This is a genomic window from Citrobacter sp. Cf125 (assembly GCF_030333935.1).
Classification (GTDB): Bacteria; Pseudomonadota; Gammaproteobacteria; order Enterobacterales; family Enterobacteriaceae; genus Citrobacter; species Citrobacter freundii.
The window spans coordinates 184,576-210,281 of the sequence record NZ_JAOWEY010000023.1 but is presented as its reverse complement, the minus strand read 5'-3'; the positions used below and the strand labels follow the sequence as shown (position 1 = coordinate 210,281).

Below are 25,706 nucleotides of genomic sequence, written 5' to 3'. Positions count from 1 at the left end.
AGATGATTTGTCCACGTTGTGCCGATGAACATATTGAAGTGATGGCAAACTCGCCGGTAAAAGGTGTCTGGACGGTATATCAGTGCCAGCATTGTCTGTACACCTGGCGTAATACCGAACCGCTACGTCGTACCAGTCGCGAGCACTACCCGGAGGCGTTTCGTATGACGCAGAAAGATATCGACGATGCGCCAATGGTGCCGAGTATTCCACCGCTGCTGGCGGAAGGTAAGCGCTAATACTGAAGGCCCGGGATTCCGGGTCTTTTTTGCGAGCAGACTCGTAACGTATTGATAAATTGATTTGTTACAGCGGCATCGGGAATAGAATAGCGGCGGGTGCTTGAGGCTTTCTGGGCTTTGAGCATTTGTAAGGTCCCGGAAAGACAAAAGCCCCAGGAGATAGTTCTATCAACCTGAGGCTAGCGTACAAACCTAGACCATTTGGATGTTAGTCTCTTCTTTGCAGGGAGGCAAGACATGCTGACAAAATATGCCCTTGTGGCAATTGTAGTGCTGTGTTTCACGGTGCTGGGATTCACGTTAATGGTACGAGATTCGTTGTGCGAGTTAAGTATTAAAGAACGTGGTATGGAGTTTAAAGCTGTTCTCGCTTACGAACCGAAGAAGTAGCAACAACGCGGGGGAAACCCCGCGTTTTGATGGTCCGGTTTCGTCCTCTTGCACCCATTCTCGCGTTGCCGTAGGCCCGATAAGCAAAGCGCCATCGGGCATTACAACGTTACACCAGACTTTTCAACCGGTAGATCCACTCCAGCGCCTGGCGAGGCGTTAGTGAATCCGGGTCGAGGTTTTCCAGCGCTTCAACGGCGGGCGAGGTTTCTTCAGGCACTGAAAGCAGCGACATCTGTGTTCCATCGACTTGGGTCGCAGCAACGTTTGGCGCAATGCTTTCCAGTTCGCGCAGTTTTTGCCGCGCGCGTTTAATAACCTCTTTCGGCACGCCAGCCAGGGCTGCTACTGCCAGACCATAGCTCTTGCTCGCTGCACCATCCTGTACGCTGTGCATGAAGGCGATGGTATCGCCGTGCTCTAACGCATCCAGATGCACATTCGCGACGCCCTCCATTTTTTCCGGTAACTGAGTCAGTTCGAAGTAGTGGGTGGCAAACAACGTTAATGCTTTGATTTTATTGGCCAGATTTTCCGCGCACGCCCATGCCAGCGACAGGCCGTCGTAGGTGGAGGTGCCGCGTCCAATCTCATCCATCAGTACCAGGCTGTTCTCGGTGGCGTTATGCAGAATGTTGGCGGTTTCGGTCATTTCTACCATAAAGGTAGAACGACCGGATGCCAGATCATCCGCCGCGCCCACGCGGGTAAAGATCCGATCGATCGGGCCTATTTCCACTTTCTGCGCTGGAACGTAGCTGCCGATGTAGGCCAACAGCGCAATCAACGCGGTCTGGCGCATATAGGTACTTTTACCCCCCATATTCGGACCGGTGATGATCAGCATCCGTCGCTGAGGCGAGAGGTTAAGCGGGTTGGCGATAAACGGCTCGGTTAGCACCTGTTCAACCACCGGATGACGTCCCTCAGTAATACGAATGCCGGGTTTATCGGTGAAGGTCGGGCAGGTGTAATTCAGGGTATAAGCGCGTTCTGCAAGGTTGACCAGTACGTCCAGCTCCGCCAGCGCGCTGGCGCTCTGTTGCAAATCAGCCAGATGCGGCAACAGCATGTCGAACAGCTCATCGTACAGCTGTTTTTCCAGCGCCAGTGCTTTACCTTTTGACGTCAGAACTTTGTCTTCGTACTCTTTCAGTTCCGGAATAATGTAGCGTTCTGCGTTTTTCAGCGTCTGGCGGCGCACATAGTTAATCGGCGCCAGATGGCTCTGCCCGCGACTGATCTGAATGTAGTAGCCATGAACGGCGTTAAACCCAACCTTCAGCGTATCCAGACCGGTGCGCTCGCGCTCACGGATTTCCAGTCTGTCCAGATAGTCAGTTGCGCCATCAGCCAGCGCTCGCCATTCGTCCAGTTCTTCGTTATAGCCCGGGGCGATGACGCCACCGTCGCGAACCAGCACTGGCGGAGCTTCCACAACGGCGCGTTCCAGCAGTTCACGCAGCTCTGCAAACTCACCCATTTTCTCGCGCAGCATCTGCACGGGGGCACTGTCTACACTTTCCAGTTGCGCGCGCAGTTCCGGTAATTGCTGGAAGGCATGACGCATACGGGCCAGATCGCGCGGACGCGCAGTACGCAGGGCCAAACGCGCCAGGATACGTTCCAGATCGCCGACCTGACGCAGCACGGGTTGCAATTCACTGGTGGAATCCTGTAGCGCGCCGATAGTCTGTTGACGCTCGGTAAGGACTTTGGTGTCACGGACCGGCATATGCAGCCAGCGCTTGAGCATACGGCTGCCCATCGGCGTCACGGTGCAGTCGAGTACTGAAGCCAGTGTGTTTTCAACGCCGCCCGCCAGGTTCTGGGTAATTTCCAGATTGCGGCGCGTGGCGGCATCCATAATGATGCTGTCCTGTTGACGTTCCATGGTGATGGAACGAATATGCGGCAGTGAGGTGCGCTGGGTATCTTTTACGTATTGCAGCAGACAGCCAGCAGCACATAATCCGCGCGGGGCGTTTTCCACGCCAAAACCAATCAGATCCCGCGTGCCAAACTGCAAGTTTAGCTGCTGGCGAGCAGTATCGATTTCAAATTCCCATAGTGGGCGACGACGTAATCCGCGACGCCCCTCAATCAGTGAGGTTTCAGCGAAATCTTCGGCATACAGCAGTTCAGCGGGATTGGTGCGCTGCAATTCTGCGGCCATGGTCTCGCGGTCGGCCGGTTCGCTGACGCGAAAACGCCCGGAGCTGATATCCAGCGTGGCATAGCCGTAACCTTTACTGTCTTGCCAGATAGCGGCCAGCAGGTTGTCCTGGCGTTCTTGCAACAGCGCTTCATCACTGATGGTGCCAGGCGTGACGATACGCACCACTTTGCGCTCAACCGGACCTTTGCTGGTTGCCGGATCGCCGATTTGCTCACAAATAGCGACAGATTCCCCCTGATTGACCAGCTTTGCGAGGTAGTTCTCGACCGCATGGTGAGGAATGCCCGCCATCGGGATTGGCTCGCCAGCAGATGCACCGCGTTTGGTCAGGGAGATATCAAGCAGCTGAGACGCGCGTTTCGCATCGTCATAAAACAGTTCGTAAAAGTCGCCCATGCGGTAAAACAACAGTATCTCCGGATGCTGGGCTTTCAGCTTGAGATACTGCTGCATCATCGGGGTGTGGTTCGTGAAGTCCGTATCAAGTGACTCTTTCATATCGCTTTTGCTCTTTTTTTAATCTTTTGGGGTACCTGGGCAGTCTCACGTGAGCCCCTGGAAACTCACATAAACCCACAAATTTGTCATTCGAAAGCCGCCTGAAGGGCAGTAACGACGAGCGTTGGCTCGGCCTGAATGGTCTATCTTATCACCGACAACGGCTGAGATTCATCCGTAGGTTTTGCCGCCAGAACGCTTATTGATTATTCATTTTCCGGCAAAGCATAATTCTGGCAATACAGATAGGGGATCCCCTCTTTGGTAATCAGGTATGTCTCGCTGTTCAGCGCAAAAAAATCGACGTTGGATACGCTGGTGTTGGTCAGGAAAAAGTCGGGGAGGAGTTCCTGAATAAGGCTGGCGGGAGCCGTTTCGCGATTGGAAATTTGGATTTTCTGTGAAATCCAAACCGGGCTTGAGCCGTAGCTGGATTGTGTAAAAAGTACCATGCGTTGCACGGTCTGCTCATTATTTTCGGCATCTTTGATAATACCATCAATATTAACAATACCTTTACTGCCCCCGGTTTTGATATCAATAATCCCTCGGAACGAGCTTGTATTGCGTACAATTTCGATGGCAGAGCGGCAGGTAAGATCTTGTAACTCGCCATTGTTCTTACTGTACCGATAGATGACAGTAAGAATTAGCGTAGCAAAACAAAGCAGCAGGATAATACCTGTCTGGATGCGGGAGGTTCGGGGATATAAATTCATTAGCTATCATACCGTGGGTAATATACCGGCTGACAGGCGTTTTCCTGCCTGGCTTTTATCGGCGAGCGACACACCAGCGCGGACAGTTTCTTAGACTCAGGATAGGTTGTGATATAAATAAATTTATGGCTCTGACACAATCCTGGGTTTTTGTCGATAAACGCGGTATGCCGGGAAAAGTTACTGGCATCGCTATTGAAATAATACTGACAGTCTGTTGGTGTTTTGCTCGCGGCGATATAGCCGGAGAAATAATCATCGCTGGCTTGCCACGGATATAATATAAGCACACAAATTATCAGGGTAAGTGCCAACATTATCGTTTCTGCTGTCGTTATCAAAGGTTGACGCGGCGTGTCAGCCAAAAGTTCCTCAATGGTGGCATCTGGCGCTAATGGCGCTAAGGATTCTTCAGCAGAAGCAGAGTTATTCTCCGGTGTATCAATGACCTGAATATCAAACTCTTCCTGAATGATCAGCCCTTTGCGGGGAATCGTTGTGATCAGCGGTTGTTCAAGCTCCAGTTGCAGCAAGCTTTTACGCAACGAGAGAATACTTTGATAAAAGGCGTTGAAACTTACCTGGCGGTGATTTTTACCCCAACCGAATTCCAGCAATTCGTTTTGAGAAACCACTTGCCCGCGATGTTGAATAAGTAATAAAAGACATAACGACGCTGAGTGTTTGAGTTTTATCCGCTGATTGGGGTGATCTACCCGCACCAGACATTGTGTGGCTGGCGTAAATATTATTCTATTTTCAATCAGATAACTGACATTGCCAGTCTCAGACATATTGTCTCTACTCTTGATGATGCGTCAGATGGTTGGTTAGTCATGATACCACTGAGCCTATAAAGACCACCAGCATGGACCTAATCCCACAGCGAGAACCGAGAAGTGTTGCAATTTAGTATCATGATATAACAAGAATGATAACTTTTTAATGAAAATAAAATTCATTGAAATCAATTGATTGTATCTTTTTTGCCACTATAAAAAGAACAGAAAGATGAAAAAATGTCGACAAAGATGATTGCCATTAATTCTTTATGGACAGCGCCATATACTGCCTGACACCACCACGCGAAAACAGCATGAACCTTAACGCGTCAACGCACCAGGGAATGCCGGTGGTAGATGTAGATGGGAATAAATGTCAGCTTGTTTGCGAGCTGACATTTATTTTTAGTGCTGAGTAAAATTAACCATCTTTTTGACAAAGCCATAATTTGCGGTAGAGAGTCCCATGTTCCAGAAAGAAATTGAAAATGCTGTAGTGCTCGTTGGCGATGAAATGAAGAAGTCGGATAATGCCTGGCTGTCGTTACGTAAAAAACGTCAGCGTATTGATTTGAAGACCGATGGACATATCTTGTTTCTGGAGAAAGGGACTGTCTCTGTTTATCGTGTGGAAAACGATTTAGTCACGGTGAGTATTTCTGCACCTGCCATTCTCGGCCTGCCACAAATGCGTACGGAAGTGGCCGGCCACTATTTACGTTGTGATACTGATTGTGAAATGTGGGCGATGAGCGTACAAAATGCCGATCTCCTGTTTACAGCCAAAAACTTATGGAAGCAGGCGTTTGATATCTTAACGCATCATCTTCAACGTTATTTCCAGCGTGAGGCGTTGCAGTCGCACCGCACTATACGTGAGCAGATTATTGAACACGTAAAATATATCTGGGCGATGGATCCTGGGGTACGTGAGAAAACGTCCGTGTATACATTTATTCTCGCTCGAAATCATATCTCACGCAGTGCTATCCATAAAGTACTGCAGGAGTTAGTAAATGACGGAAAAATAATTATGAATCGAGGAAAACTCTCTTTGTTTATCTATTAAAGTTAACATTGATATCGTCTGAAGTGTTTACTGCACTCTACACGAAATGTCCATTTTTATCTATAAATTAGTATTTATTTATTAATTTGATATGAATATGATATTCCTTCCAATAATAACAAAAGTTATATCGCCAATGATCAACGGCAGGCCGGAAAGTCTCGAGTCACAGCATAGCCGATGGTTTGGCAACCCTACTGCCGATACAACGGATATTCGCGCTGCACTGCTGCACGCGTTGGATCACAACACCTTTGTCCTGCTGGCCCAGCCTATCGTCAGCACTCGTGGTGAAGAGCCTTATCATGAGATATTGATCCGCATGCACAATGAGAGCGGGGAATTTATTTCCCCTGACCACTTTTTGTCGGTCGCTCGCGACACGGGGTTAGCGCCTGATATCGATCTTTGGGTTATTGAGAACACCCTGGAGTACATGCGCTACCATCCGCTGAGTTGTTTTTCCATTAACCTGGCGCCAGTGACGTTATGCTGTTCAGGTTTGGTTGCAAAGATCGCGGAGTTGTTGCGGGAATATATGGTGATACCGCAACGGATTATTTTTGAGATAACCGAGGCTGATACCCTGTCAGATAAAGAGCAAACGGTAGAAGCGCTACGCTCACTACGTCAGTTGGGATGCCGGATCGCGATAGATGACTTTGGGGCTGGGTTTGCAAGCTATGAACGTCTGATGAGCATTGAAGCAGATATTTTGAAGATCGATGGGTCTTTCGTTCGTGGGATTACAAAATGTAGGATTAGTCACTATATCATCGAATCTTTCTGCCAGGTTGCGGCAATGAAAGATATGCAGGTTGTCGCCGAATTTGTTGAAAATGCTGAAATCCAGATGTGCCTGGAGCAGATGAATATCGGGTGGTTACAGGGATACCATATTGGCAAGCCAAAACCCTTGCTCACGTTAGAGCAATCTAGCCTCCTGCGGAGGCTATTTAATATCAAAATCATTAGCTGATATATTATGGATCATTATTTATACATCATGCAGGCGTTGCCGTTCTAAACGGCGATCGCGCAGGGTGGAATAAATAAAGGTCATCACAAACAGCAGTGAAAATAGTACGACGATGGTGGGGGCCGGTGCACTGTCGATGAAAAAAGACAGGTACACGCCCATAAACGAGGTAACGACCGACATAATCACCGCCAGCCACAAGGCGTGAGAAAATTTTCGCGTCATTAAGATCGCGATGGCGCCGGGTGCAATCAGTAAAGAAATCGACAAAATAATCCCGACCGATTTTAGCGTGGCGACAATCGTCAGGGCGATCATGCACAACAGGCCGTAGTGCAGCAAGGCGGTGTTAAGCCCACTGGCCTTGGCCTGATGTGGGTCGAACGCATGCAGCAGCAGATCTTTCCACTTAAGCCCAATGATAAGCGCGATCCCCAAAGCGATCGCCGTTGTTTGCATGATATCGGTCAGTGATATACCGAGCATATCGCCGAACAGAATATGATCCAGATGCACTTCCGACTGAATGGAAACATACAGCACCAGTCCCGCACCGAACATCCCGGAGAAAACAATGCCCATGATGGTGTCGCGCTTAATGCGGCTGTTATCGTCGAGGTATCCGGTTGCTATCGCGCAGAACAATCCAGCGACAAATGCGCCAATTGCCAGCGGGATGCCTGCGATATAAGCCAGAACGATCCCTGGAAAAACCGCATGGCTCATGGCATCGCCCATCAGCGCCCAGCCTTTGAGAACTAAAAATACCGACAGCAGCGCGCAGGGCACGGCGACAATGGTGGAGATAACCAGCGCATTGACCATAAAGCTAAACTGAAAGGGTTCTAATAGCGTTGTTAAGATCATACTGACTCCTTGTTCACCAGTCGGGCGCGTCGGCGATTCGCCAGCAGACCATGTTTTGGTGCGAAGACAAATGCCAGTAGGAACAGCAATGTTTGCAGAACGACGATAATTCCGCCGGTTGCGCCGTCCAGCCAGTAGCTCAGCCAGGCGCCGAAAAAGCTGGTCAGGCTGCCGATAGCTACGGCGATGGTGAGCAGGCGTGGAAAACGATCGGTCAGCAGCCAGGCCGTCGCTCCGGGCGTAACCACCAGGCAAATCACCAGAAATGCACCGACGGTTTGCAGGGCGGCTACCGTTGAAACGGAGAGCAGCGTAAAAAACAACAGCTTCAACCGGCCCGGATTCAAACCGATAGAGCGCGCGTGGTTTTCATCAAAAAAGACCACCATCAGATCTTTCCACTTCAAAAACAGGATAGTCAGCGAGATAACCCCGATGATGGCCAGTTGCAGAATATCTTCCGGTGCAATCGCCAGCACGTTGCCGAGAATAATGGTCTGAATGTTCACTGACATCGGATTGAGCGACACCATAAAAAGCCCGATACCGAAAAAAGACGAAAAAATCAGTCCGATAATCGCATCTTCCTTCAGGCGCGAACGCTGATTAAGAAACAGCATACTGCCCGCCGCCAGGCCGCCGGAAAGAAATGCGCCCAGTGCGAAGGGAAGCCCTAACATATAAGCGCCTGCCACGCCCGGAACAATAGAGTGCGACAGCGCATCGCCGATCAGCGACCAGCCTTTTAGCATCAGATAGCAGGAGAGAAACGCGCACAGGCCTCCGACCATCGCCGAGACCCACATGGCGTTGAGCATATATTGGTAACCAAACGGCTCTGTCAGCCAGTTCATGATTATTCCCCCTCGCTTGCCGCGCGTCGCGAAATAAACGGGCGTTCATCGTCGGTAATCACGTGTTGTTCGCCGCCGCTCAGCGCAACGTGACGCAGTACGCCGCTAAATGCCAGCTCGAGATTCTCGGGGGTAAAGGTGGTATCGGTGGGGCCACTTGCCAGCACCGTGCCCTTAATCATCACCGTGTAATCACAAAACTCGGTGACGGATCCCAGATTATGGGTAGAGACCAGCATGGTTCGACCCTCATCACGCAGCTCACGCAGCAGGTCGATGATCCGGGCCTCGGTTTTTACATCCACGCCGGTGAAGGGTTCATCCAGTAAAATAACCTGTCCGTCCTGTGCAATGGCGCGTGCCAGAAAGACGCGTTTTTTCTGCCCGCCAGAAAGTTCACCTATCTGACGATGGCGATAGTCCAGCATATCAACCCGCGCCAGTGCCGCATCCACGCAGGCGTGGTCGATCTGTTTTGGTCGACGCAGCCAGCCCATATGGCCAAAGCGTCCCATCATCACCACATCTTCCACCAGTACTGGAAACGACCAGTCCACCTCTTCTGACTGAGGGACATAGGCGATAAGATTCTGTTTGAGCGCCTTATTTACCGGCTGTTGCAGAATTGAGATTTCCCCTTGCGCCAGGCGGACAAAACCCATCAGCGCTTTAAAAAGCGTTGATTTTCCCGACCCGTTTACGCCGACCAGAGCGGCAATTGAGCCGCCCGGAACCTGAAAAGTGGCATCCCGCAATGCGGTGTGCCCGTTGCGATACGTCACCGTAACCTGATTCACGGTAATCGCAGATTGACTCATTTTTGGCTCCTTAACCCGTCGTTGATGCCGCTGACGATGGTTTCTGTCGTTACGCGCAGTAAATCCAGATAGGTCGGTACCGGACCATCGGCAGCGCTGAGCGAATCGACATACAGCACGCCGCCGTAATACGCGCCAGATTCACGGGCAACCTGACGCGCTGGTTTGTCGGACACGGTGCTTTCGCTAAATACCGTTGGGATATGATGCTCTCTGATCGCATCGATTACCTTGCGTACCTGCTTCGGCGTACCTTGCTGATCGGCATTGATCGGCCACAGATACAGCTCTTTCAGGCTGTTATCACGTGCCAGGTAGGAGAATGCGCCTTCACTGGTGACCAGCCAGCGTTTGTCGGCGGGGAGTTTTACCAGTTCAGCATGCAGCGGCGCCAGGGTCTGCTGGATTTTCGCTTTATAATTCTCCGCATTTTTCTGGTAAGTGGCGGCATTGTCTGGATCGTATTTCATCAGCGCATCGCGAATGTTATCCACGTAGATGAGTGCGTTCTCCGCTGACATCCAGGCATGCGGGTTCGGTTTGCCGTTGTACGGCCCTTCGCTGATACCCATTGGCTGGACGCCGTTTGAGACCATCACTTCTGGTACGCCGGACAAATTTTGGTAGAAGCGGGCAAACCATAGTTCGAGGTTAAGACCGTTGGAGAGAATAAGCTGTGCGCCTTGCGCTCGTTTAATATCACCTGGGGTTGGTTGATATTCGTGAATTTCTGCGCCAGGTTTGGTGATGGAACTGACCTCTGCTGCATCTCCCGCCACATTGCTCGCCATATCGGCAATCACCGTAAAGGTGGTTACTACCTTAAATTTTTCTTTCGCCCAGGCAGGAGACAGCGTCAGCGCCGTGATTACGCTGGCAAGGAGAAACGATTTCAGATGGGGCAGATGCGGCATAGTATCCCTCACAACAAAATGGTTAATTTATCATCGAATATAGCCTTTGCTATGTTATATAGCACATGGCATAAATAAATGAAAATAATTCTTATTTGCGTAGGGCGCTAAGGAATGGATGAGGATAATGCGTTTACGCCGACACGATTGTCGGCGTGTGGGGGAAGACTAACCCGATGATTATGGCTTCTGGAACTCAGTGACGGTTTCCCAGGCCACTTGCTGCAAGGCTTTGGCGTCGCCAGGGCTCATGTCTGTATCAATAGGAAGCGCACCGCCGACCGGAGACTGGTTATACAGAGTAGCGAAAAATACACAGGCGGCGAGATACGTTCCAGAAATCGAAGGGTGTACACCATCTTGATAATACAGGTTAATTTCTGGGTGCGTTTTACGTGCTTTCTCGAAAGCCAGGCCTACCGGAGCCACATATCCCCCCGTTTTTTGCGCAATCGAGAGATAAGCATCTGCCAGTTTTTGGCTATCTTCGGGTTTGTCTTTTTTCGGCCAGGTCATGAAATAGACGACTTTTGCACCGGCTTTATGCGCCATTTCGGCCATTTGGGTTGCAGAGTCCACGAAGTTTTGCCGGGTACTTTCTTTCTTTGAAATCGTTTCTGTTGAGTTTCCCTGCAGGACGACGACATCCCATTTCTGTAGCTTGTTCTGATAGCGCATATTCTCAATTTGCCAGCCTAAATGACCGCTGGAAATCGTGATCCCCCGATATTTATAGCCTTTGGCGTGATCAGGCAGTAAGGACTGCGTCAAATCCCGCAGGCGGGTATTAATATTATTGTTATAGAAAGTGAAAGAGTTACCATAAAGCGCGACAATTTTATTCTCACCATCCATTTTCGCATGTGCGGAAGGCGCTAATAACGTATCCGCGTGAACACAGATACTACTTAATGCGAAAGTCGTCGCTGCGGCAAGTAATGTTATTTTTTTCATTTTTTATCTCTTAGAAATCATAACGGAGCCCAACGATAAGCGCATCATCATTGGTCTTTTTGTTCTTACTTGCGAACTCTTTATCGTAAGTAAATGATAACCACGTGTCTTTAGCCAATGTTAATTGCGCTTCAGCACGCCAGTCTTCTTTTTCAGCAATATCTTTACCATCTTCATTTAAAAAGCTATATCCGGTAAGAACCTTGACGGTGCCAAAGTTGTAGGAAATGAGCGAATCCATCCCTTTGTAATTATTATCGCTTTTGTTATCGCGAGAGATAGACGTACGTAATGCGGTTACTGCGACTTCATAGGCTTTATAACTGAGTTGTAATCCTCCCATGATTTGATCGTTTTGATTACGTCCATCGGTGGTCACTACGCCGTCCTGTCGTTTATAACGGCTGGCCGCTATCGCAGGTGTAATCCTAAAGTCGCCAAATTTGAAAGACTTGCGATAGCTGGCCATCGCGCCGTAATCCAGAGCTTCGTTATCACTGTTGCCGTTACCGGAGACCCATGCCAGCTGAATCTCATTGCCGGCAAATTTAGCGTTCCACTGAACGGTGCCGTCCTGTCGGTTGAACTGGTACGAATCATCAATGGTTGTAATGCCATAGCTGTAGATATTAGGGGTGAAATTTTTGTATTTATCGGTCATTTTCATTACCTGATACAACGGGTTTTTGGTTCTCCCGGTGATCAGTTCACCCCATGTTTTATTTGACAGGCCGACATAGGAATATCGGGCCTCCATATCGCTTTCACCGGTATTGTTATCATTTTTTTCGGTACGCACCTGCCATTCCAGGCGCCCCACGATTTTGGTCTCTGGCAGAATATCCAAATCTCGCGTGAGATAAATACCTATACGTCCACCCAAATCGCTTCGGCTTTCACTGCCAGCAAATGAATTCTGACCACTCGCGATTTTACCCTCAACGCGGCCATAGATGTCCAGCGTATTTCCATCTTTATTATACACATTTAAGGCGAACGCCGAGGAACTCATACCCATTAGTAATATTAGTGAATAATTTTTTAGCTTCATATCATCCCTCAAACCAGCATTGATTTCCTGACCATAAATAAAGTTTACAGCGGGATAATTGTTCGTGAAAAAGGAATGGTAGTGATATGGGAATCATTTTTTCTCGTGATAAAATGTGATTATTCACGCATAAATATCTCTGTTTTTACTATTGTATTAATGGCTCTAATATTTAATTATGGGGCTTTTAAAATGTTACGGCTCTACAATATATGATCATGAAAATTACTGTGAAGTACGTCTCATTTCTACTGGGTAGAAAAGCTGAAAATGGGAATGTTGTATTCTCATGATTACTATTGAGGTGGGAATACTATTTTCCCCTATAATTTGGCAGACAAATCCCGCAAAATTGATTAATCAAATTTTCTATTATCACGCATTCACTAGCCGGAGAGGCGCTGTATGTACGGGAAGCAAACAACGGTATTTGATTCTGACCTTTATTCATCATTGTTCACTCAGGATAAGATGCGGGAAATATGGTCTGACGACAATCTGCTGCGTTGTTGGTTGCGTTTTGAGGCGGCGGTCGCTCGAGTGCAAAGTGAGTTGGGAATTATTCCTGAACAAGCAGCCGTTGAAATTGAACAAACCTGTCGGGAAATACAGATAGACTGGCCAGCCTTGGCGCAGGAAACACAAACGGTCGGCATGGCGATAAAGCCGCTGATCGATCAGATCTCCGCCAGCGGAACACCGCTGGTCAGTCAGTTTCTGCATTGGGGATGCACCACTCAGGATTTACTCGACTCAGGCATGGCGATGAGATTGCAGCAAACGCTGCGGCTATTGCGTGAGCAATTGCTTGATGTTGGCGAAGCCATGAAAGCGATGGCGTTACGACACGCGCGTACGGTAATGGTTGCGCGTACCAATTCGGTGGATGCCTCTGCAACGACGTGGGGGCTTCATGTTTGCAGTTATCTGGCGGAGATAAACCGCCACCTGACACGACTACAGCAGCTGTATCCGCGTGCCGTAACCGGACTTTTTGGCGGTGCGGTGGGGAATCTGGCTTCTGTAGGTAAGCAGGGAATGGAAACGCGCCAGCGGCTGATGTTAGCGTTGGGTCTGAACGTGCCCTGCGGGATTAATAATGCCAGCCAGGATGCGGTTGTTGAGGTTGTGCAGTTTTTTGCTCTTGTTCACGGCACGCTGTGTCGTCTGGCCAACGATGTCGAAACCATGGGACGCACGCCGATTGCAGAAGTACTCGAAGGAGAGGGCGGTGGCGGATCCAGCACCATGCCACACAAAGTTAATCCACGCGCCAGTAATATGGTGCAAACGTTGGCAAGAATGGGGTGGATGTATGCTTCCGGCGCGCCAGCAATGCTGGATCAACAGGATGTACGAGCTGCCTCAATGCGGGTATTAAACTGGACGATCCTCCCGGAGGCCTCTAATGCGTTATCGACCAGCCTGACACGCGCAAAGAATCTGCTTTCGCATCTCATTGTTAATGAAGATAAGATGCGCGCTAATTTTGACTGCTCAAAGCACTTTATTATGTCTGAGTCGCTGACGATGAAGCTTGCCGCCAAAATTGGCAGAGAGTCCGCCTATAACCTGGTGAAAAATCTGCTGAAGCATGCAACCGGCGAGTACAGCTTCATGGAGATCGTACAGGCTAGCCCGGAAATCCGCGCGTCATTATCTGGGGCGGAAATTGCTGCCGCCTGCGAGCCGCTGTCATATATCGGGGCTAACGACGCGTTAATCGCTGAGACTATCGCTGAGTTCGATCGCGTGAAAACCGCAGATATTGCCTGATTCGTCATGTCGCCGGGAGGGATAGCTCTCCTGGCGGTTGGTGGCACTAAGTATTGTGGGACGATGCCGAAAATGTTTCGAAAAAGACGAATAATTCTTCCAGTTGGGCAAAATTCCCCTCGCTATCTCCTTTCTCATAAGCCAGATGTAGAATGAGTTCGATAAAAAAGAAGCCAAGAATACGGCTTTGAAAAATGGAATGTACGTCGCTTGGGAGAACAAACTGCAGATCGCAGAACTTACCGTAAGGGTTCGCCTCTGAGTTGGTCACCAACACTACGGCGGCATTCTTTTTTCTGAACCATCTTGCAATATTGAGGGCGACCCGGTTAAATCGATAGTAAGAGAAAACAATCAGGACATCTCCTTCCTCAATGTTGACGAGACATTTGGGGAGTTCGCTGATGTCCGTCGGTAACAGGGAGATGTTACTGCGGAAGTACTTTAGCAGTGTACAAAAATGCGTTGCCATGGCATGAGACGATGAAGGGCCGACGACATAAATATGACGTTTGTTGTTCAGCACCAGATCGATAAATGCATTAAGGCTCTCAATATCGATATTATTTTTAAATTGATTAAATAATTCTGATACTTTGTAGGTGAAATCGGTAACGATACTTTCAGTGGTAATCCCAGGATTGTTACGCAGTTTGATGTTTTTCTCAAACGGTGCGGATATTTTATTTTTTGACAGCGTGATGTCTAATGCCTTGCGGAAAGCAGCATAACCCGTAAACCCCATTTTATTTAAAAATCGGCCAATAGTTGCTTTGCTTACCATCGCATTTTGCGAGAGATCAACAATGCCATGGTAAGGCAGTTCATTGAAGTGTTTATTAATGTACTCATTAAGTCGGCACTCAGATTCAGTTAGAACACCCATATTAAGAGTAAGTAAGTTATACTCATCCAGACTTAATGTGTTTTTATTATACATGGATAACACCCGATTGCTGTTGAATATCAACGTTGTTATAGGGTAATACGCTTTCGACGTCAATCATTGAATGAATATCCTGGAAACCCGCATCCAGCTCTTCCTGGAAGATATGACCATACTCATATAAGTTGCGATCTTACTCACAAAAAGGGGTGGGAAAATATCTTTCCCGTATTTTATAACCACACAACCCATTACAATTAAATCTCAATATTTGAGTGTGTAATACGATAAATTTACGTACATATTATAACTGCTTATATATGGAGGCGCTTTTTTACTATCCTACATAAGCAATGATGATATGACGGGTAACCCTACCAAATTTGTATGGCATAGGAATTGTTATTATGACAGCGTTTATTATAGCAATAGTGATAACAGTTATTGCAGCATGGTTAATTGTAAAAAACTATCAGCCGCAAACTGTTTTATTACTCGCTGGACTGGCATTATTGACCATTACCGTATTGTTTTATCCTGAAAACAGCATTCTCTATGATAAAGCGAAATCCACGGGGTCAACCTGGCTGGACATCTTTAGCTTTGCCAAAGAATCGCTGACCACACAAATTGCGGGTATTGGTCTTATCATCATGGCGGCGGGTGGATTTGCCAGCTATATGGATCACATCAAAGCGTCGAATGCGATGGTGAATATGTGCATTCGTCCGCTACAGGTGATTAAAGCGCCTTACCTGATCCTCGCGTTGGGGTACATCTGCGCACAGCTTCTGCACGTGGCAATTTCAAGTGCGGCGGGGCTGGCGATGTTGCTGCTGGTGACATTCTTCCCGGTACTGGTTCGTCTTGGGGTCAGTAAAGCTTCTGCAGCCGCGATGATCGGTCTGTGCGCATTTATGGATCTAGGGCCTGCGGTTGGTACTGCGAATCTGGCGGCCAAGCATGCTGGCATGGAAAGCGCTATCTACTTCGCTCATTACCAGATGCCGGTGGCGGTGGTGGTGATGTTGGCCGTTGCTGTAGTGATTTACTTCACCGCGAAGTATTTCGACAAAAAGGATGGCTTCATATCAGGCGAGCAAAGCGTCGCGCAAGCAGAAGAAGAGGGCCGCAAGGCACCCGCTATTTACGCGTTGTTACCGGTCCTGCCTGTAGCACTGGTGCTGGTCTTTAGCCCTTTGGTGATCAAATCCATCAAAATTGACGTGGTCACGGCAATGATCCTTGGCGCGGTCGTCGCGTTTTTCTTCGAACTGGTGGCTACCCGAGATTTCAAAAACTGCTGTAAAGGGTTACAGGTCTTTTTCAAAGGCATGGGCAGCATGTTTACCAGTATTGTTTCCTTGTTGGTGTGTGCGGATATCTATGCCCAGGGGCTGCAGAAAATTGGCGCGGTGGACTACCTGTTGCAGTCAGTGCAAAACGCAGGCCTGGGTTTTACCAGTATGACGCTGGTGATGACCGCGCTGGTGGGCGTCACCGCCGTCCTGACAGGCTCTGGCGTAGCCGCCTTTTTCTCTTTCTCCGGCCTGGCTCCCTCCATTGCGGCAAAATTTGGTGAGAGCGCTGTCAATATGATTCTGCCAATGCAGTTGATGGCGGGAATGGGGCGCTCAATGTCTCCTGTGGCTGGCATCATTATTGCGGTAAGCAAAGCAGGGGAATGTTCACCGTTTATGATCGTCAGAAGAACGCTGCTTCCAGCGCTGGCCGGTATCGCGGCGATGCTGGTTGCCAACTATGTCCTGATTTGAATCCCGAGAGCCTGTTAATGCAGGCTCTTATTTTTTTATCTGGTTGTAATTTATGGATGGCAACGTGACAAACGATGTTTTATACGTCCCGTTTACGGGGAAGTTACTGCTTGAGTCTCCGTTATTGAACAAGGGAAGTAGCTTCACGCAGCAAGAAAGACATGACTTTAATCTGAGTGGACTACTGCCTTGCGCCATTGAGAATATTGATGAACAAGCCGAGCGGGCGTATCAACAATATCTTGAGGCTGAATCCCACAACGCTCGACATATTTATCTGCGTAATATTCAGGATACCAACGAAACGTTATTTTATTACCTGCTGAAAAAGCATCTGCCGGAGATGCTGCCCATCGTTTATACCCCGGTAGTCGGGGCCGCTTGCGAAAAATTCTCCTGGATATATCGTCGTGCGCGTGGCGTCTTTATTTCATGGCCCGATCGCGATCGTATTGACGATATTTTGCATGATAATCCACGGCACAATATCAAGGTCATCGTCGTTACAGATGGCGAACGCATTCTGGGACTGGGTGACCAGGGCGTAGGCGGTATGGGGATCCCTATCGGAAAACTGTCGCTCTATACCGTATGTGGCGGGGTAAATCCGGCTAATACGCTCCCCATTCTACTGGATGTCGGGACGAACAATACGCGACTGCTGGACGATCCGCGCTATATCGGCTGGCGTCATCCGCGTATCACCGGTGAAGACTACTTCGCATTTATTGGCATGTTTATTGCGGCCGTAAAACGGCGCTGGCCTGACGTTTTGCTGCAGTTTGAAGACTTCGCTCAACATACCGCAGTGCCTCTGCTGGAGCGTTATCGCGATGATCTGTGCTGCTTTAATGATGACATTCAGGGCACTGCGTCGGTAGCTCTGGCGACCTTACTTGCCGCATGTCGTGGCAGCGGCCGCGATTTCTGCAAGCAACCGATCGTGATTGTGGGAGCGGGCGCAGCCGGATGTGGCATAGCCCGGCATATCATTGCCTGTCGCATCAGTGAAGGGATGAGCCAGTCTGAAGCCAGACGGACAATTTTTATGGTGGATCGCGACGGTCTGGTGATGACCACCAATCATGCTTTAGCGGATTTCCAGCAACCGCTGGCACAACCTCCCGAGGCCTTATCTGACTGGCAGTATGAGGGGCAGGCGCCGTCATTACTGGAGGTGATTCATAATGTCAAACCCACGGTGATGCTGGGTGTGTCGGGCCAGGCCGGATTGTTCTCGCAGGAGGTGATTAGCACGATGTATCAATACTGCGATCACCCGATTGTTATGCCGCTGTCGAATCCCACCTCGAGAATGGAAGCGCGGCCAGAAGATATTGTTCGCTGGACCAGGGGACAGGCCATCATCGCGACCGGCAGCCCCTGTGATGCAGTTGAATTTAATGGGCGCTCCATTCCGGTTGCGCAATGTAATAACGTGTATGTTTTCCCGGCTATCGGTCTGGGGGCTATCGCCAGTGGTGCGACGCGCATAACAGACGCTATGCTGATGGCGGCAAGCTGCGCACTGGCCGATGCTTCTCCGCTGGTTCGTAACGGGGAAGGCGCTCTGTTGCCGGAGATTGGGACAATCTGCGACGTGACTCGCAGCATTGCTTTTGAGGTCGGTAAGGCGGCACAGCAGTCCGGTGTGGCAGAGAAGATAAGCGACGAGGTGTTGCTGCAGAGCATCAACGATAACTTTTGGCTACCGCACTACCGTCCTTATAAACGCCGGGCAATTTAGTCATTCTTCCTGGAATTGTTAACGGCTATTGGTTGCCTCTATGGTTAAGGTGTATTATTTATGCAACTTAATTGTGGAGGCATTATGTCCGGCAAACGTATTGCACGTGAAAAAATGACGATCCAGAGAATGATCTCACTCTACGAGCGCCAGTGTCCGCAGGCTTCAGACGAGCCGGGGCATTACGATGCGTTGTTTGCCTATGCGCAAAAACGCCTCAATAAGTGCGTCTTTGGTGAGGAAAAACCGGCCTGTAAGCAGTGTCCGGTGCACTGCTATCAATCTGCCAAACGCGAAGAGATGAAGCAAATTATGCGTTGGGCTGGGCCAAGAATGCTCTGGCGTCATCCGATTCTGACCGTGCGTCATCTGATTGATGACAAACGCCCTGTCCCGGAATTGCCAGAGAAATACCAGCGTAAGAAGTAATTCAGATGCCCGATAAGCGTGGCGCTATCGGGCGAACCGTTAAACCAGCGCATCCTTATCAATGCCCAGGCGTTTCATACGCGAGAGTAACGTGGTGCGTTTCAGCCCCAGCCGTTGTGCCGCGCCTTTAGGTCCGGCAACCACACCGTTGGTCTCTTTCAGAACGCGCATGATCAACTGGTATTCATCTTCGCCGTCCTGTGCGACTTCGGTTGCCACCGGAGGCGTAGACGGCATCAAAGGGGCAATATCCGGCAGGGACAGTTGCAGTACGTTGCCTCGGGTAAGCAGAACCGCACGTTCTACCACGTTTTCCAGCTCGCGCACGTTGCCCGGCCACTCCATGCTGCTCAGCGTACGCAGCGCCTCGGCGGGAATGCTGTCGATATTGCGCCCCATCCGGCGAGCAATTTTAAAGGTAAAGGCTTTTACCAGCAGCGGAATATCTTCCGGGCGCTCACGCAGCGGCGGCAGATGGATCGGGAAGACGTTCAGTCGATAGTAGAGATCGTTACGAAACTCGCGATCGGCTACCATCTTTTTCAGATCGCGGTTAGTGGCGGCGATCAAGCGTACGTCGGTCTGGATCAGTTTATTGCTGCCCAGACGTTCAAACTCCTGCTCCTGCAAAACGCGCAGCAGCTTAGGCTGTAGCTCCAGTGGCATGTCGCCCACTTCGTCGAGGAACAGCGAGCTTTTATCGGCCAGTTCGAAACGACCAATCCGCTGCGTGCTGGCACCGGTAAACGCGCCACGCTCATGACCAAACAGATCGCTTTCCAGTAATCCGGCAGGCATTGCCGCGCAGTTCATCTTCACCATCCGACGGGCGTTACGTCCGCTCAGGTTGTGAATGGCCCGTGCGATCAGCTCTTTACCCGTTCCGGTCTCACCCAGAATCAGGACGGTGCTGTCGCTTTGCGCCACCATTTCGACCTGCTTGAGTACGCTGTACATCGCTTCGCTGCGGCCAATGATTTCGCCGAACTCACTCTCTACATTGTTGAGTTGTTCAGTCAGCGCCAGGTTTTCATCTACCAGACGTTCTTTCAGGCGGTGAATCTCCTGATACGCAAGCGCGTTATCCACGGCAATTGCCACACGCTCGGCAATTTGGCGCAATAGCTTGAGGTTAGCGGTAGTGAAAACTTTCTCTTCGCACTGTGCCAGCTTGAGTACGCCGAGCATCGTATTGCCCGACATCAGCGGTAACAGACACAGGGTTTGTAGCTGGTTGCCCCAGGTTTCGAATAGCATCCGTTCGTAAGGAGCGAGCGTATCGCGTTCGCTCAGATTAATCAGCAGCATCTCTTTGCTTTTGAACACGCGTTCGGAAAGCGTACCTGCTTCATCCACTTCACTTTGTTCGTGCGCTGGATGATGTTCATCCAGATAGTGGGTGGAATAAATGCTGAGCTTGTTTTTACGATCGCTGCGTAACACGATGCTGATGGCATCAATGTCGAAGTAGTGATGGATCTCTTTGGCGACTTCGCTGACCAGTTCGTCAATGTCCAGGCGGGAGAGTACCGCATTGGTGATGGCGACCAGGATGCGAAAGTTATCACGCTCGCGGCACAACAGATCGTAATCGACGTTGTTGCTGACCCTGCTTTGAATTTGTTCAGCAACGACGCCGACTATTTGGGTGAAGGTCTGTAGACGGTTATATTCTTTTTCACTCCATGGACGATCTTCATTACGGATGAACTCGCAACCGCCAAAGATACGCCCATCCGCCGCCAGCGGCAGCAGGCAGTAGTGGCCAAATTCAGAATACAGTCCGCCAGAGGCCAGCTGTGGCCAGGTTTCCGTAAACTCGTGATAGTTGCAGTGCAGCGCATCGGGGCGAGACAAAATACGGCGTACCGGGCCATGAGCCAGTACCGTTTCGTCTTCATAATCGATGGGTTTACCATTTTCACGCGTCGCAAAATAACGCGCACGCTGCGTTTGTGCCTGCCATAAGACAATAGCCGCACAGTCGGCCAGCGCTGAACGCTTGACCAGCTGCGAAAGCGCCTCGCTAAGAGACGGGAGATCGGGCTGCTGTAATAATGTACGAGTAATATCGAACAGGCCTTGCTGTCCGAGGTCACTCATCGGTGTATACGACATATTGCTTTTCCAGGAAAAGCACCGCAGAACGGTGCGAAAACGGTAAATGAATTATAGGTATAAGTCGTAAATTATTGCCGGATAGCGATTTCGCTTATCCGGCCTACACGTTGCTGCTAATGGGCAGTTAGCATATACGAGGTAATGGTTCGGCGTGTGGTAAATCGAGGGTTCGTTTCACGCCGTAAAGTCCGGCCAGACGCACACCTTTGCGTTCTACCACTTCGCCAATCATTGCGGCATCGCGTCCTAATGGATGCGCGCGCAGCGCGGCAAGCGCCGTTTCAGCGGCCTGACGCTCAACGGCAATCACCAGCTTACCTTCGTTAGCAAAGTTGAGCGCATCCAGTCCCAGCAGTTCGCAAACGCCACGCACAGCGGGCTTCACGGGCAGGGCCGCTTCAGACAGCTCAATACCAAACCCGCATGATGCGGCAAATTCATGCGTTACTGCATTCACGCCGCCACGGGTGGCGTCACGCAGCGCCTTGACGCCGGGAATATCACGTAGCGTCTGGATAAGCGGCGTCAATACCGCGCAGTCGCTGACCAGTTCGCCATCAAGACCCAACTGTTCGCGCAGGTTAAGGATAGTTGCGCCGTGATCGCCAAGCGTACCGCTGACCAGCAGCACATCGCCCACGCTCAGGGTCTGTGCGCCCCAGTGAATGTTGGCGGGGATCGCACCCATTCCGGCGGTGTTGATAAAAAGCTTGTCCGCCGCGCCGCGCTGTACAACCTTGGTGTCGCCGGTGACGATGGCGATACCCGCTTCGCGCGCGGTTGCCGCCATGCTGTTAACGACGGTTTTCAGCGTCTCCATTGGTAAACCTTCTTCGAGGATAAAACCGCAGGAGAGATAGCGCGGGATCGCGCCGCTGACCGCCACGTCGTTAGCCGTACCACAGATAGCCAGCTTGCCGATATTACCGCCCGGGAAGAACAACGGATCGATAACATAGCTGTCGGTTGAAAACGCCAGACGATCGCCTTCAGCGACCAGTTGCGCCAGTTCCAGACGTGCCTGATCTTCTTGTTCCGCCAGCCACGGATTCGCGAATGCCTCCATAAACAGACTGTTGATCAACTGCTGCATAGCCTGACCGCCGCTACCGTGGGCGAGTTGTACGCTGCTCATGCTTCACACTCCTGCTGACGATACTGATACCAGGCGGCACATGCGCCTTCAGAGGAGACCATCAGGGCGCCAAAAGCGGTCTCCGGGTTACACGTTTTGCCAAATAATGGGCACTGATGTGGTTTACATCTGCCCGTCAGCACTTCCCCACAACGCGCGCGCGGATCGTCATACACCTGCTGCGGCGCTGGCTGGAAATGGGCTTCGGCATCAAAGCGCTGATAGTCAGGCGTAAGGTGAACGCCAGAGGATTCGATAACGCCCAGACCGCGCCATTCGCTGTCGCCATTGACGCAGAACACCTCGGCGATGGCCTGTTGCGCTAACGCGTTACCGGCATCCGGCACCACGCGGCGGTACTGGTTTTCTACCTGGCTGTGCGCGGCAATTTTCTGCTCAATTAACATCACCACGCCTTGCAGGAGATCGAGCGGTTCAAAACCGGCGACCACTAACGGACGATGGAAGTCTGAAGCAATGAAATTATAAGCATCAGTGCCAATCACCATGCTGACGTGGCCTGGTGCTAAAAAGGCGTCAATACCGTTGTCCGGCTGTTCCAGCAGGCTGCGCAGCGTAGGGATAAGCGTGATGTGCTGGCAGAAAAAGTAAAAGTTCTGCACGTCACGCTGCTTTGCTTGTTGCAGAGTGATAGCGGTCGTTGGCATTGTGGTTTCAAAACCCAGACCAAAGAACACCACCTTACGCGTTGGGTTTTCCTGTGCCAGCTTCAGCGCATCCATCGGTGAATAGACGATACGGATATCCGCACCTCGCGCCTTGGCTTGCAGCAGGGAGCCTTGCTTACCCGGGACGCGCATCGCATCACCAAAGGTGCAGAAAATCACTTCTGGATGGCTGGCGATTTCTACACAGCTGTCGATTCTACCCATCGGCAGAACGCAAACCGGGCAACCCGGACCATGAATAAACTCCACGTTTTCCGGTAGCAACTGGTCGAGGCCGAATTTGAAGATAGCGTGGGTATGACCACCACAAACTTCCATGATGCGCAGTGGGCGTTCAGCCGTGTAGGGGAGGTGGGCGGCACGTTCAGACAGGTGCTCTATCAGTTGCATCACCTGCTCTGGTGCGCGGTATTCGTCAACAAAACGCATTTATTTTTCCTCGCCGTACAGCAACGCGCCGACATCCGGCTCAACGTCAAACATGTTTTGCAGCGCGTCGAGCGTATCGCGCGCTTCAGCTTCATTAATGATGCTCATGGCAAAACCGACGTGGACCAGTACCCACTGGCCGAGGCGCGGTTGGCCATGCTCATCACAGCTACCGACCAGCGTCAGGTCGACGTCGCGCTGAATACCGCAAACGTCGACTTTGGCCTGGTTGCCATCAATGGTGCGGATTTGACCCGGAACACCTATGCACATCGCTGCGTCTCCAGCCAGGAGAGCCATTGATCCATCCCTTCACCACTGGTGGCGGAAATCAGGATAATCTCAATTCCCGGGTTCACTTCCCGGGCGCTGGCGATGCATTTTTCAACGTCAAAATTGAGGTACGGTAGCAGATCCACTTTGTTGAGCAGCATCAGTGATGCGGCGGCAAACATATGTGGATATTTCAGCGGTTTGTCTTCACCTTCGGTGACGGAAAGCACGGCCACTTTATGGCGCTCGCCGAGGTCGAAGCTGGCCGGGCAGACCAGGTTGCCGACGTTCTCAATGAACAGAATGCCGTTATCGTCAAGCGGCAAACGCGGCGCGGCGTCAGCAATCATTTGTGCGTCAAGGTGGCAACCTTTACCGGTGTTGACCTGAATGGCGGGCGTGCCTGTGGCGCGAATACGGGCAGCATCGTTCACCGTCTGCTGGTCACCTTCAATAACGGCGCACGGCACGCTATCCTTCAGCTTCATCAGCGTTTCGGTCAGCAGCGTGGTTTTACCGGAGCCCGGGCTTGAAACAAGGTTCAGCACCAGATGCTGACGGGCCGCAAAGCGGGCACGGTTGCGCTCGGCCAGGCGGTTGTTTTTGTCCAGTACGTCAATTTCCACTTCCAGCATACGGCGTTGGCTCATACCTGGTGCGTGGGTTCCTGCCTCACCGTGACCGTAGTGCAAATCGCCTTCTTCGGTCTGGCTCGGTGTGAAATTTGAGGTCTTCACACCGGTAATATTCAGCGCTGGACGAGCCGCTGGGGCAAATGGCGCGCTGCGAAACGCCGAGTGGGGATTATGCTCATCACCCTCTATATATAGGTTGCCTTCAGCGCAACCACATGTCGTACACATCGCTCACTCCTGATCTTTTTACTTGCGATACATCTGTTGCCGGATGACTGCGTTGCCTTATCCGGCCTACAAACGAGCTCTTTCTGTAGGCTGGATAAAACGCTTAAGCGTCGCCATCCGGCGCTGGAGTCTGATCTATTTCAATACGTCGAATCTGTAAGCCGTCATCGGCCACAATTCTCAGCATATCGCTGTTGCATTGCGGACATCGGCGCACGCGTTGCGTCAGTAATGTGACGTATTGTTGACAAGATTCGCACCAACATTCGGCTTCTTGTTCTTCGAGGTGGAGTTTACAACCTTCTGCAAGGGTCCCGCGGCATACCAGATCAAAACAAAAGGAGAGAGCGCTGGTTTCTACGCAAGAAAATGCGCCAATTTTGAGCCAGACCCCAGTTACTCGCTGAGCACCGTGTTGCGTGGCCTGTTGTTCAATCAATTCCAGTGCCCGTTGGCAGAGGGTTATTTCGTGCATACCGCCTCCTGTGAAGTTGCCGTATCAAAAGCAATAAGCATGCCAGGTTGATTTTTTTCATTCGTGACAATGACGACAATGACGAAATGACATGTCGTCACCCGCCTTTAATTTTTTATCTATATGAAAATTAATAAATTTAATTTTGGCATGAAATGTGCTTAAGGCTGTTCATCTCTGCTAAACGGGTAACCTGACATGACTATTTGGGAAATAAGCGAAAAAGCCGATTACATCGCTGAACGGCATCGTCGCCTACAGGACCAGTGGCGTATTTACTGTAACTCGCTGGTTCAGGGGATCACCCTGTCGAAAGCGCGTTTGCATCATGCAATGAGCTGTGCGCCGGACAAAGATCTCTGCTTTGTCCTTTTTGAACACTTCACTATCTACGTCACGCTGGCGGATGGCTTCAATAGCCACACCATCGAGTACTACGTCGAAACAAAAGATGGTGATGATAAGCAACTGATTGCACAGGCACAGTTGACCATCGACGGTCAAGTCGATGAGCGTTTCAGCAACCGCGATCGCGAACAGGTACTGGAGCACTATCTCGAGAAAATCGCCACCGTCTACGACAGCCTGTACACCGCGGTTGAGAACAATATGCCGGTGAATTTAAGCCAACTGGTTGAGGGACATAGCCCGGCTTAAGCCTCAGGTGCTGTCCACTTTGTCATGATGCGGTTTACATACTGCGTCACGATGTTTTAGGGAATGGGCATGTCGAAAAATGTCGAAATGACATTTTGCAGACATGTTTTCGTCAAAAATGACTATCACCTGAGG

25 protein-coding genes are annotated in these 25,706 nt (G+C 50.5%); 9 read left to right on the top strand and 16 right to left on the bottom strand.

The genetic code is table 11. The annotated features are described in order from the left end of the window. Positions 1 to 2: 2 nt before the first annotated feature. A complete protein-coding gene (locus tag OGV89_RS11440) occupies positions 3 to 239 on the top strand; it encodes a non-oxidative hydroxyarylic acid decarboxylases subunit D (protein WP_003846555.1) in 237 nt (78 codons plus the stop codon). Between the two features lie 240 nt (positions 240 to 479). Beyond that, positions 480 to 632, top strand: a complete 153-nt coding sequence (locus OGV89_RS11435) for a Hok/Gef family protein (protein ID WP_003846557.1) — start codon at positions 480 to 482, stop codon at positions 630 to 632. Positions 633 to 741: 109 nt separating this feature from the next. Here OGV89_RS11435 and mutS read toward each other — a convergent pair whose 3' ends face one another. From mutS to OGV89_RS11420, 3 genes are all read right to left on the bottom strand, one after another. After that, positions 742 to 3,309: a DNA mismatch repair protein MutS gene (gene mutS, locus OGV89_RS11430; RefSeq protein ID WP_054528732.1), complete on the bottom strand. Its 2,568-nt coding sequence runs from the start codon at positions 3,307 to 3,309 to the stop codon at positions 742 to 744. Between the two features lie 206 nt (positions 3,310 to 3,515). Next, a complete protein-coding gene (locus OGV89_RS11425) occupies positions 3,516 to 4,028 on the bottom strand; it encodes a YqeJ family protein (RefSeq protein ID WP_003846560.1) in 513 nt (170 codons plus the stop codon). Beyond that, the gene (locus OGV89_RS11420) at positions 4,028 to 4,822 is read right to left on the bottom strand and encodes a winged helix-turn-helix domain-containing protein (RefSeq protein WP_193339197.1); all 795 of its coding nucleotides are present in this window, start codon (positions 4,820 to 4,822) and stop codon (positions 4,028 to 4,030) included. Before OGV89_RS11420 ends, OGV89_RS11425 begins: the two co-directional genes overlap by 1 nt. A 454-nt stretch (positions 4,823 to 5,276) precedes the next feature. Between OGV89_RS11420 and OGV89_RS11415 the strand changes: the two genes are divergently transcribed. Both OGV89_RS11415 and OGV89_RS11410 read left to right on the top strand, forming a co-directional pair. After that, the gene (locus OGV89_RS11415) at positions 5,277 to 5,879 is read left to right on the top strand and encodes a helix-turn-helix domain-containing protein (RefSeq protein ID WP_003846564.1); all 603 of its coding nucleotides are present in this window, start codon (positions 5,277 to 5,279) and stop codon (positions 5,877 to 5,879) included. Positions 5,880 to 5,970: 91 nt separating this feature from the next. Then, positions 5,971 to 6,858, top strand: a complete 888-nt coding sequence (locus OGV89_RS11410; RefSeq protein WP_286558655.1) for an EAL domain-containing protein — start codon at positions 5,971 to 5,973, stop codon at positions 6,856 to 6,858. Positions 6,859 to 6,876: 18 nt separating this feature from the next. Here the strand turns inward: OGV89_RS11410 and sitD are convergent, their stop codons facing one another. From sitD to OGV89_RS11380, 6 genes are all read right to left on the bottom strand, one after another. Further along, entirely contained in the window at positions 6,877 to 7,725 is an 849-nt protein-coding gene (sitD, locus tag OGV89_RS11405) for an iron/manganese ABC transporter permease subunit SitD (protein ID WP_106107635.1), read from the bottom strand. Beyond that, positions 7,722 to 8,579, bottom strand: coding sequence for an iron/manganese ABC transporter permease subunit SitC (sitC, locus tag OGV89_RS11400; protein WP_008785642.1), 858 nt, complete (start codon positions 8,577 to 8,579; stop codon positions 7,722 to 7,724). The genes sitD and sitC overlap by 4 nt, the downstream gene beginning before the upstream one ends. Before the next feature lie 2 nt (positions 8,580 to 8,581). Then, entirely contained in the window at positions 8,582 to 9,397 is an 816-nt protein-coding gene (gene sitB, locus OGV89_RS11395) for an iron/manganese ABC transporter ATP-binding protein SitB (protein WP_003846572.1), read from the bottom strand. Then, a complete protein-coding gene (locus OGV89_RS11390; RefSeq protein WP_003846575.1) occupies positions 9,394 to 10,311 on the bottom strand; it encodes a metal ABC transporter substrate-binding protein in 918 nt (305 codons plus the stop codon). Before OGV89_RS11390 ends, sitB begins: the two co-directional genes overlap by 4 nt. Positions 10,312 to 10,491: 180 nt before the next feature. Next, a complete protein-coding gene (locus tag OGV89_RS11385; RefSeq protein ID WP_003846577.1) occupies positions 10,492 to 11,265 on the bottom strand; it encodes an SGNH/GDSL hydrolase family protein in 774 nt (257 codons plus the stop codon). Positions 11,266 to 11,275: 10 nt separating this feature from the next. Further along, the gene (locus OGV89_RS11380; RefSeq protein ID WP_016150891.1) at positions 11,276 to 12,316 is read right to left on the bottom strand and encodes a porin; all 1,041 of its coding nucleotides are present in this window, start codon (positions 12,314 to 12,316) and stop codon (positions 11,276 to 11,278) included. 405 nt (positions 12,317 to 12,721) lie between these two features. Between OGV89_RS11380 and OGV89_RS11375 the strand changes: the two genes are divergently transcribed. Next, complete coding sequence (locus OGV89_RS11375) at positions 12,722 to 14,092, top strand: class-II fumarase/aspartase family protein (RefSeq protein ID WP_003840287.1); 1,371 nt, start codon at positions 12,722 to 12,724, stop codon at positions 14,090 to 14,092. A gap of 46 nt (positions 14,093 to 14,138) precedes the next feature. On the opposite strand, the gene OGV89_RS11370 is transcribed toward OGV89_RS11375, so the two are convergent. Further along, positions 14,139 to 15,032 (bottom strand): MurR/RpiR family transcriptional regulator, encoded by an 894-nt coding sequence (locus OGV89_RS11370; RefSeq protein ID WP_003846582.1) that lies wholly within the window; start codon positions 15,030 to 15,032, stop codon positions 14,139 to 14,141. Between the two features lie 353 nt (positions 15,033 to 15,385). On the opposite strand from OGV89_RS11370, the gene dcuC reads away from it, so the two are divergent. The 3 genes from dcuC to OGV89_RS11355 all read left to right on the top strand — a co-directional run bounded on the left by dcuC (position 15,386) and on the right by OGV89_RS11355 (position 18,929). Further along, complete coding sequence (gene dcuC / locus OGV89_RS11365) at positions 15,386 to 16,753, top strand: C4-dicarboxylate transporter DcuC (RefSeq protein ID WP_003846583.1); 1,368 nt, start codon at positions 15,386 to 15,388, stop codon at positions 16,751 to 16,753. A 52-nt stretch (positions 16,754 to 16,805) separates the two neighbouring features. Next, on the top strand, positions 16,806 to 18,500 hold the full coding sequence (locus tag OGV89_RS11360; RefSeq protein ID WP_003846585.1) for an NAD-dependent malic enzyme: 1,695 nt from the start codon (positions 16,806 to 16,808) through the stop codon (positions 18,498 to 18,500). Between the two features lie 84 nt (positions 18,501 to 18,584). Beyond that, on the top strand, positions 18,585 to 18,929 hold the full coding sequence (locus OGV89_RS11355) for a nitrous oxide-stimulated promoter family protein (RefSeq protein WP_003846586.1): 345 nt from the start codon (positions 18,585 to 18,587) through the stop codon (positions 18,927 to 18,929). A 39-nt stretch (positions 18,930 to 18,968) separates the two neighbouring features. Here OGV89_RS11355 and flhA read toward each other — a convergent pair whose 3' ends face one another. From flhA to hypA, 6 genes are all read right to left on the bottom strand, one after another. Beyond that, positions 18,969 to 21,047 (bottom strand): formate hydrogenlyase transcriptional activator FlhA, encoded by a 2,079-nt coding sequence (gene flhA / locus OGV89_RS11350; protein WP_003840276.1) that lies wholly within the window; start codon positions 21,045 to 21,047, stop codon positions 18,969 to 18,971. A 127-nt stretch (positions 21,048 to 21,174) separates the two neighbouring features. Further along, positions 21,175 to 22,185: a hydrogenase expression/formation protein HypE gene (gene hypE / locus OGV89_RS11345; protein WP_003037416.1), complete on the bottom strand. Its 1,011-nt coding sequence runs from the start codon at positions 22,183 to 22,185 to the stop codon at positions 21,175 to 21,177. After that, positions 22,182 to 23,303 carry a hydrogenase formation protein HypD gene (gene hypD / locus OGV89_RS11340; protein ID WP_003037413.1) on the bottom strand — a complete coding sequence of 374 codons (1,122 nt, stop codon included), beginning with the start codon at positions 23,301 to 23,303 and terminating at the stop codon, positions 22,182 to 22,184. Before hypD ends, hypE begins: the two co-directional genes overlap by 4 nt. Continuing rightward, positions 23,304 to 23,576 (bottom strand): hydrogenase 3 maturation protein HypC, encoded by a 273-nt coding sequence (gene hypC, locus OGV89_RS11335; RefSeq protein WP_003037411.1) that lies wholly within the window; start codon positions 23,574 to 23,576, stop codon positions 23,304 to 23,306. Beyond that, positions 23,567 to 24,439, bottom strand: a complete 873-nt coding sequence (gene hypB, locus OGV89_RS11330) for a hydrogenase nickel incorporation protein HypB (protein ID WP_003037409.1) — start codon at positions 24,437 to 24,439, stop codon at positions 23,567 to 23,569. The genes hypC and hypB overlap by 10 nt, the downstream gene beginning before the upstream one ends. Positions 24,440 to 24,542: 103 nt before the next feature. After that, positions 24,543 to 24,914, bottom strand: coding sequence for a hydrogenase maturation nickel metallochaperone HypA (gene hypA / locus OGV89_RS11325; protein ID WP_003037406.1), 372 nt, complete (start codon positions 24,912 to 24,914; stop codon positions 24,543 to 24,545). A gap of 198 nt (positions 24,915 to 25,112) precedes the next feature. On the opposite strand from hypA, the gene hycA reads away from it, so the two are divergent. Next, positions 25,113 to 25,571 (top strand): formate hydrogenlyase regulator HycA, encoded by a 459-nt coding sequence (gene hycA / locus OGV89_RS11320; RefSeq protein ID WP_003840271.1) that lies wholly within the window; start codon positions 25,113 to 25,115, stop codon positions 25,569 to 25,571. The last annotated feature ends 135 nt before the right edge of the window (positions 25,572 to 25,706 follow it).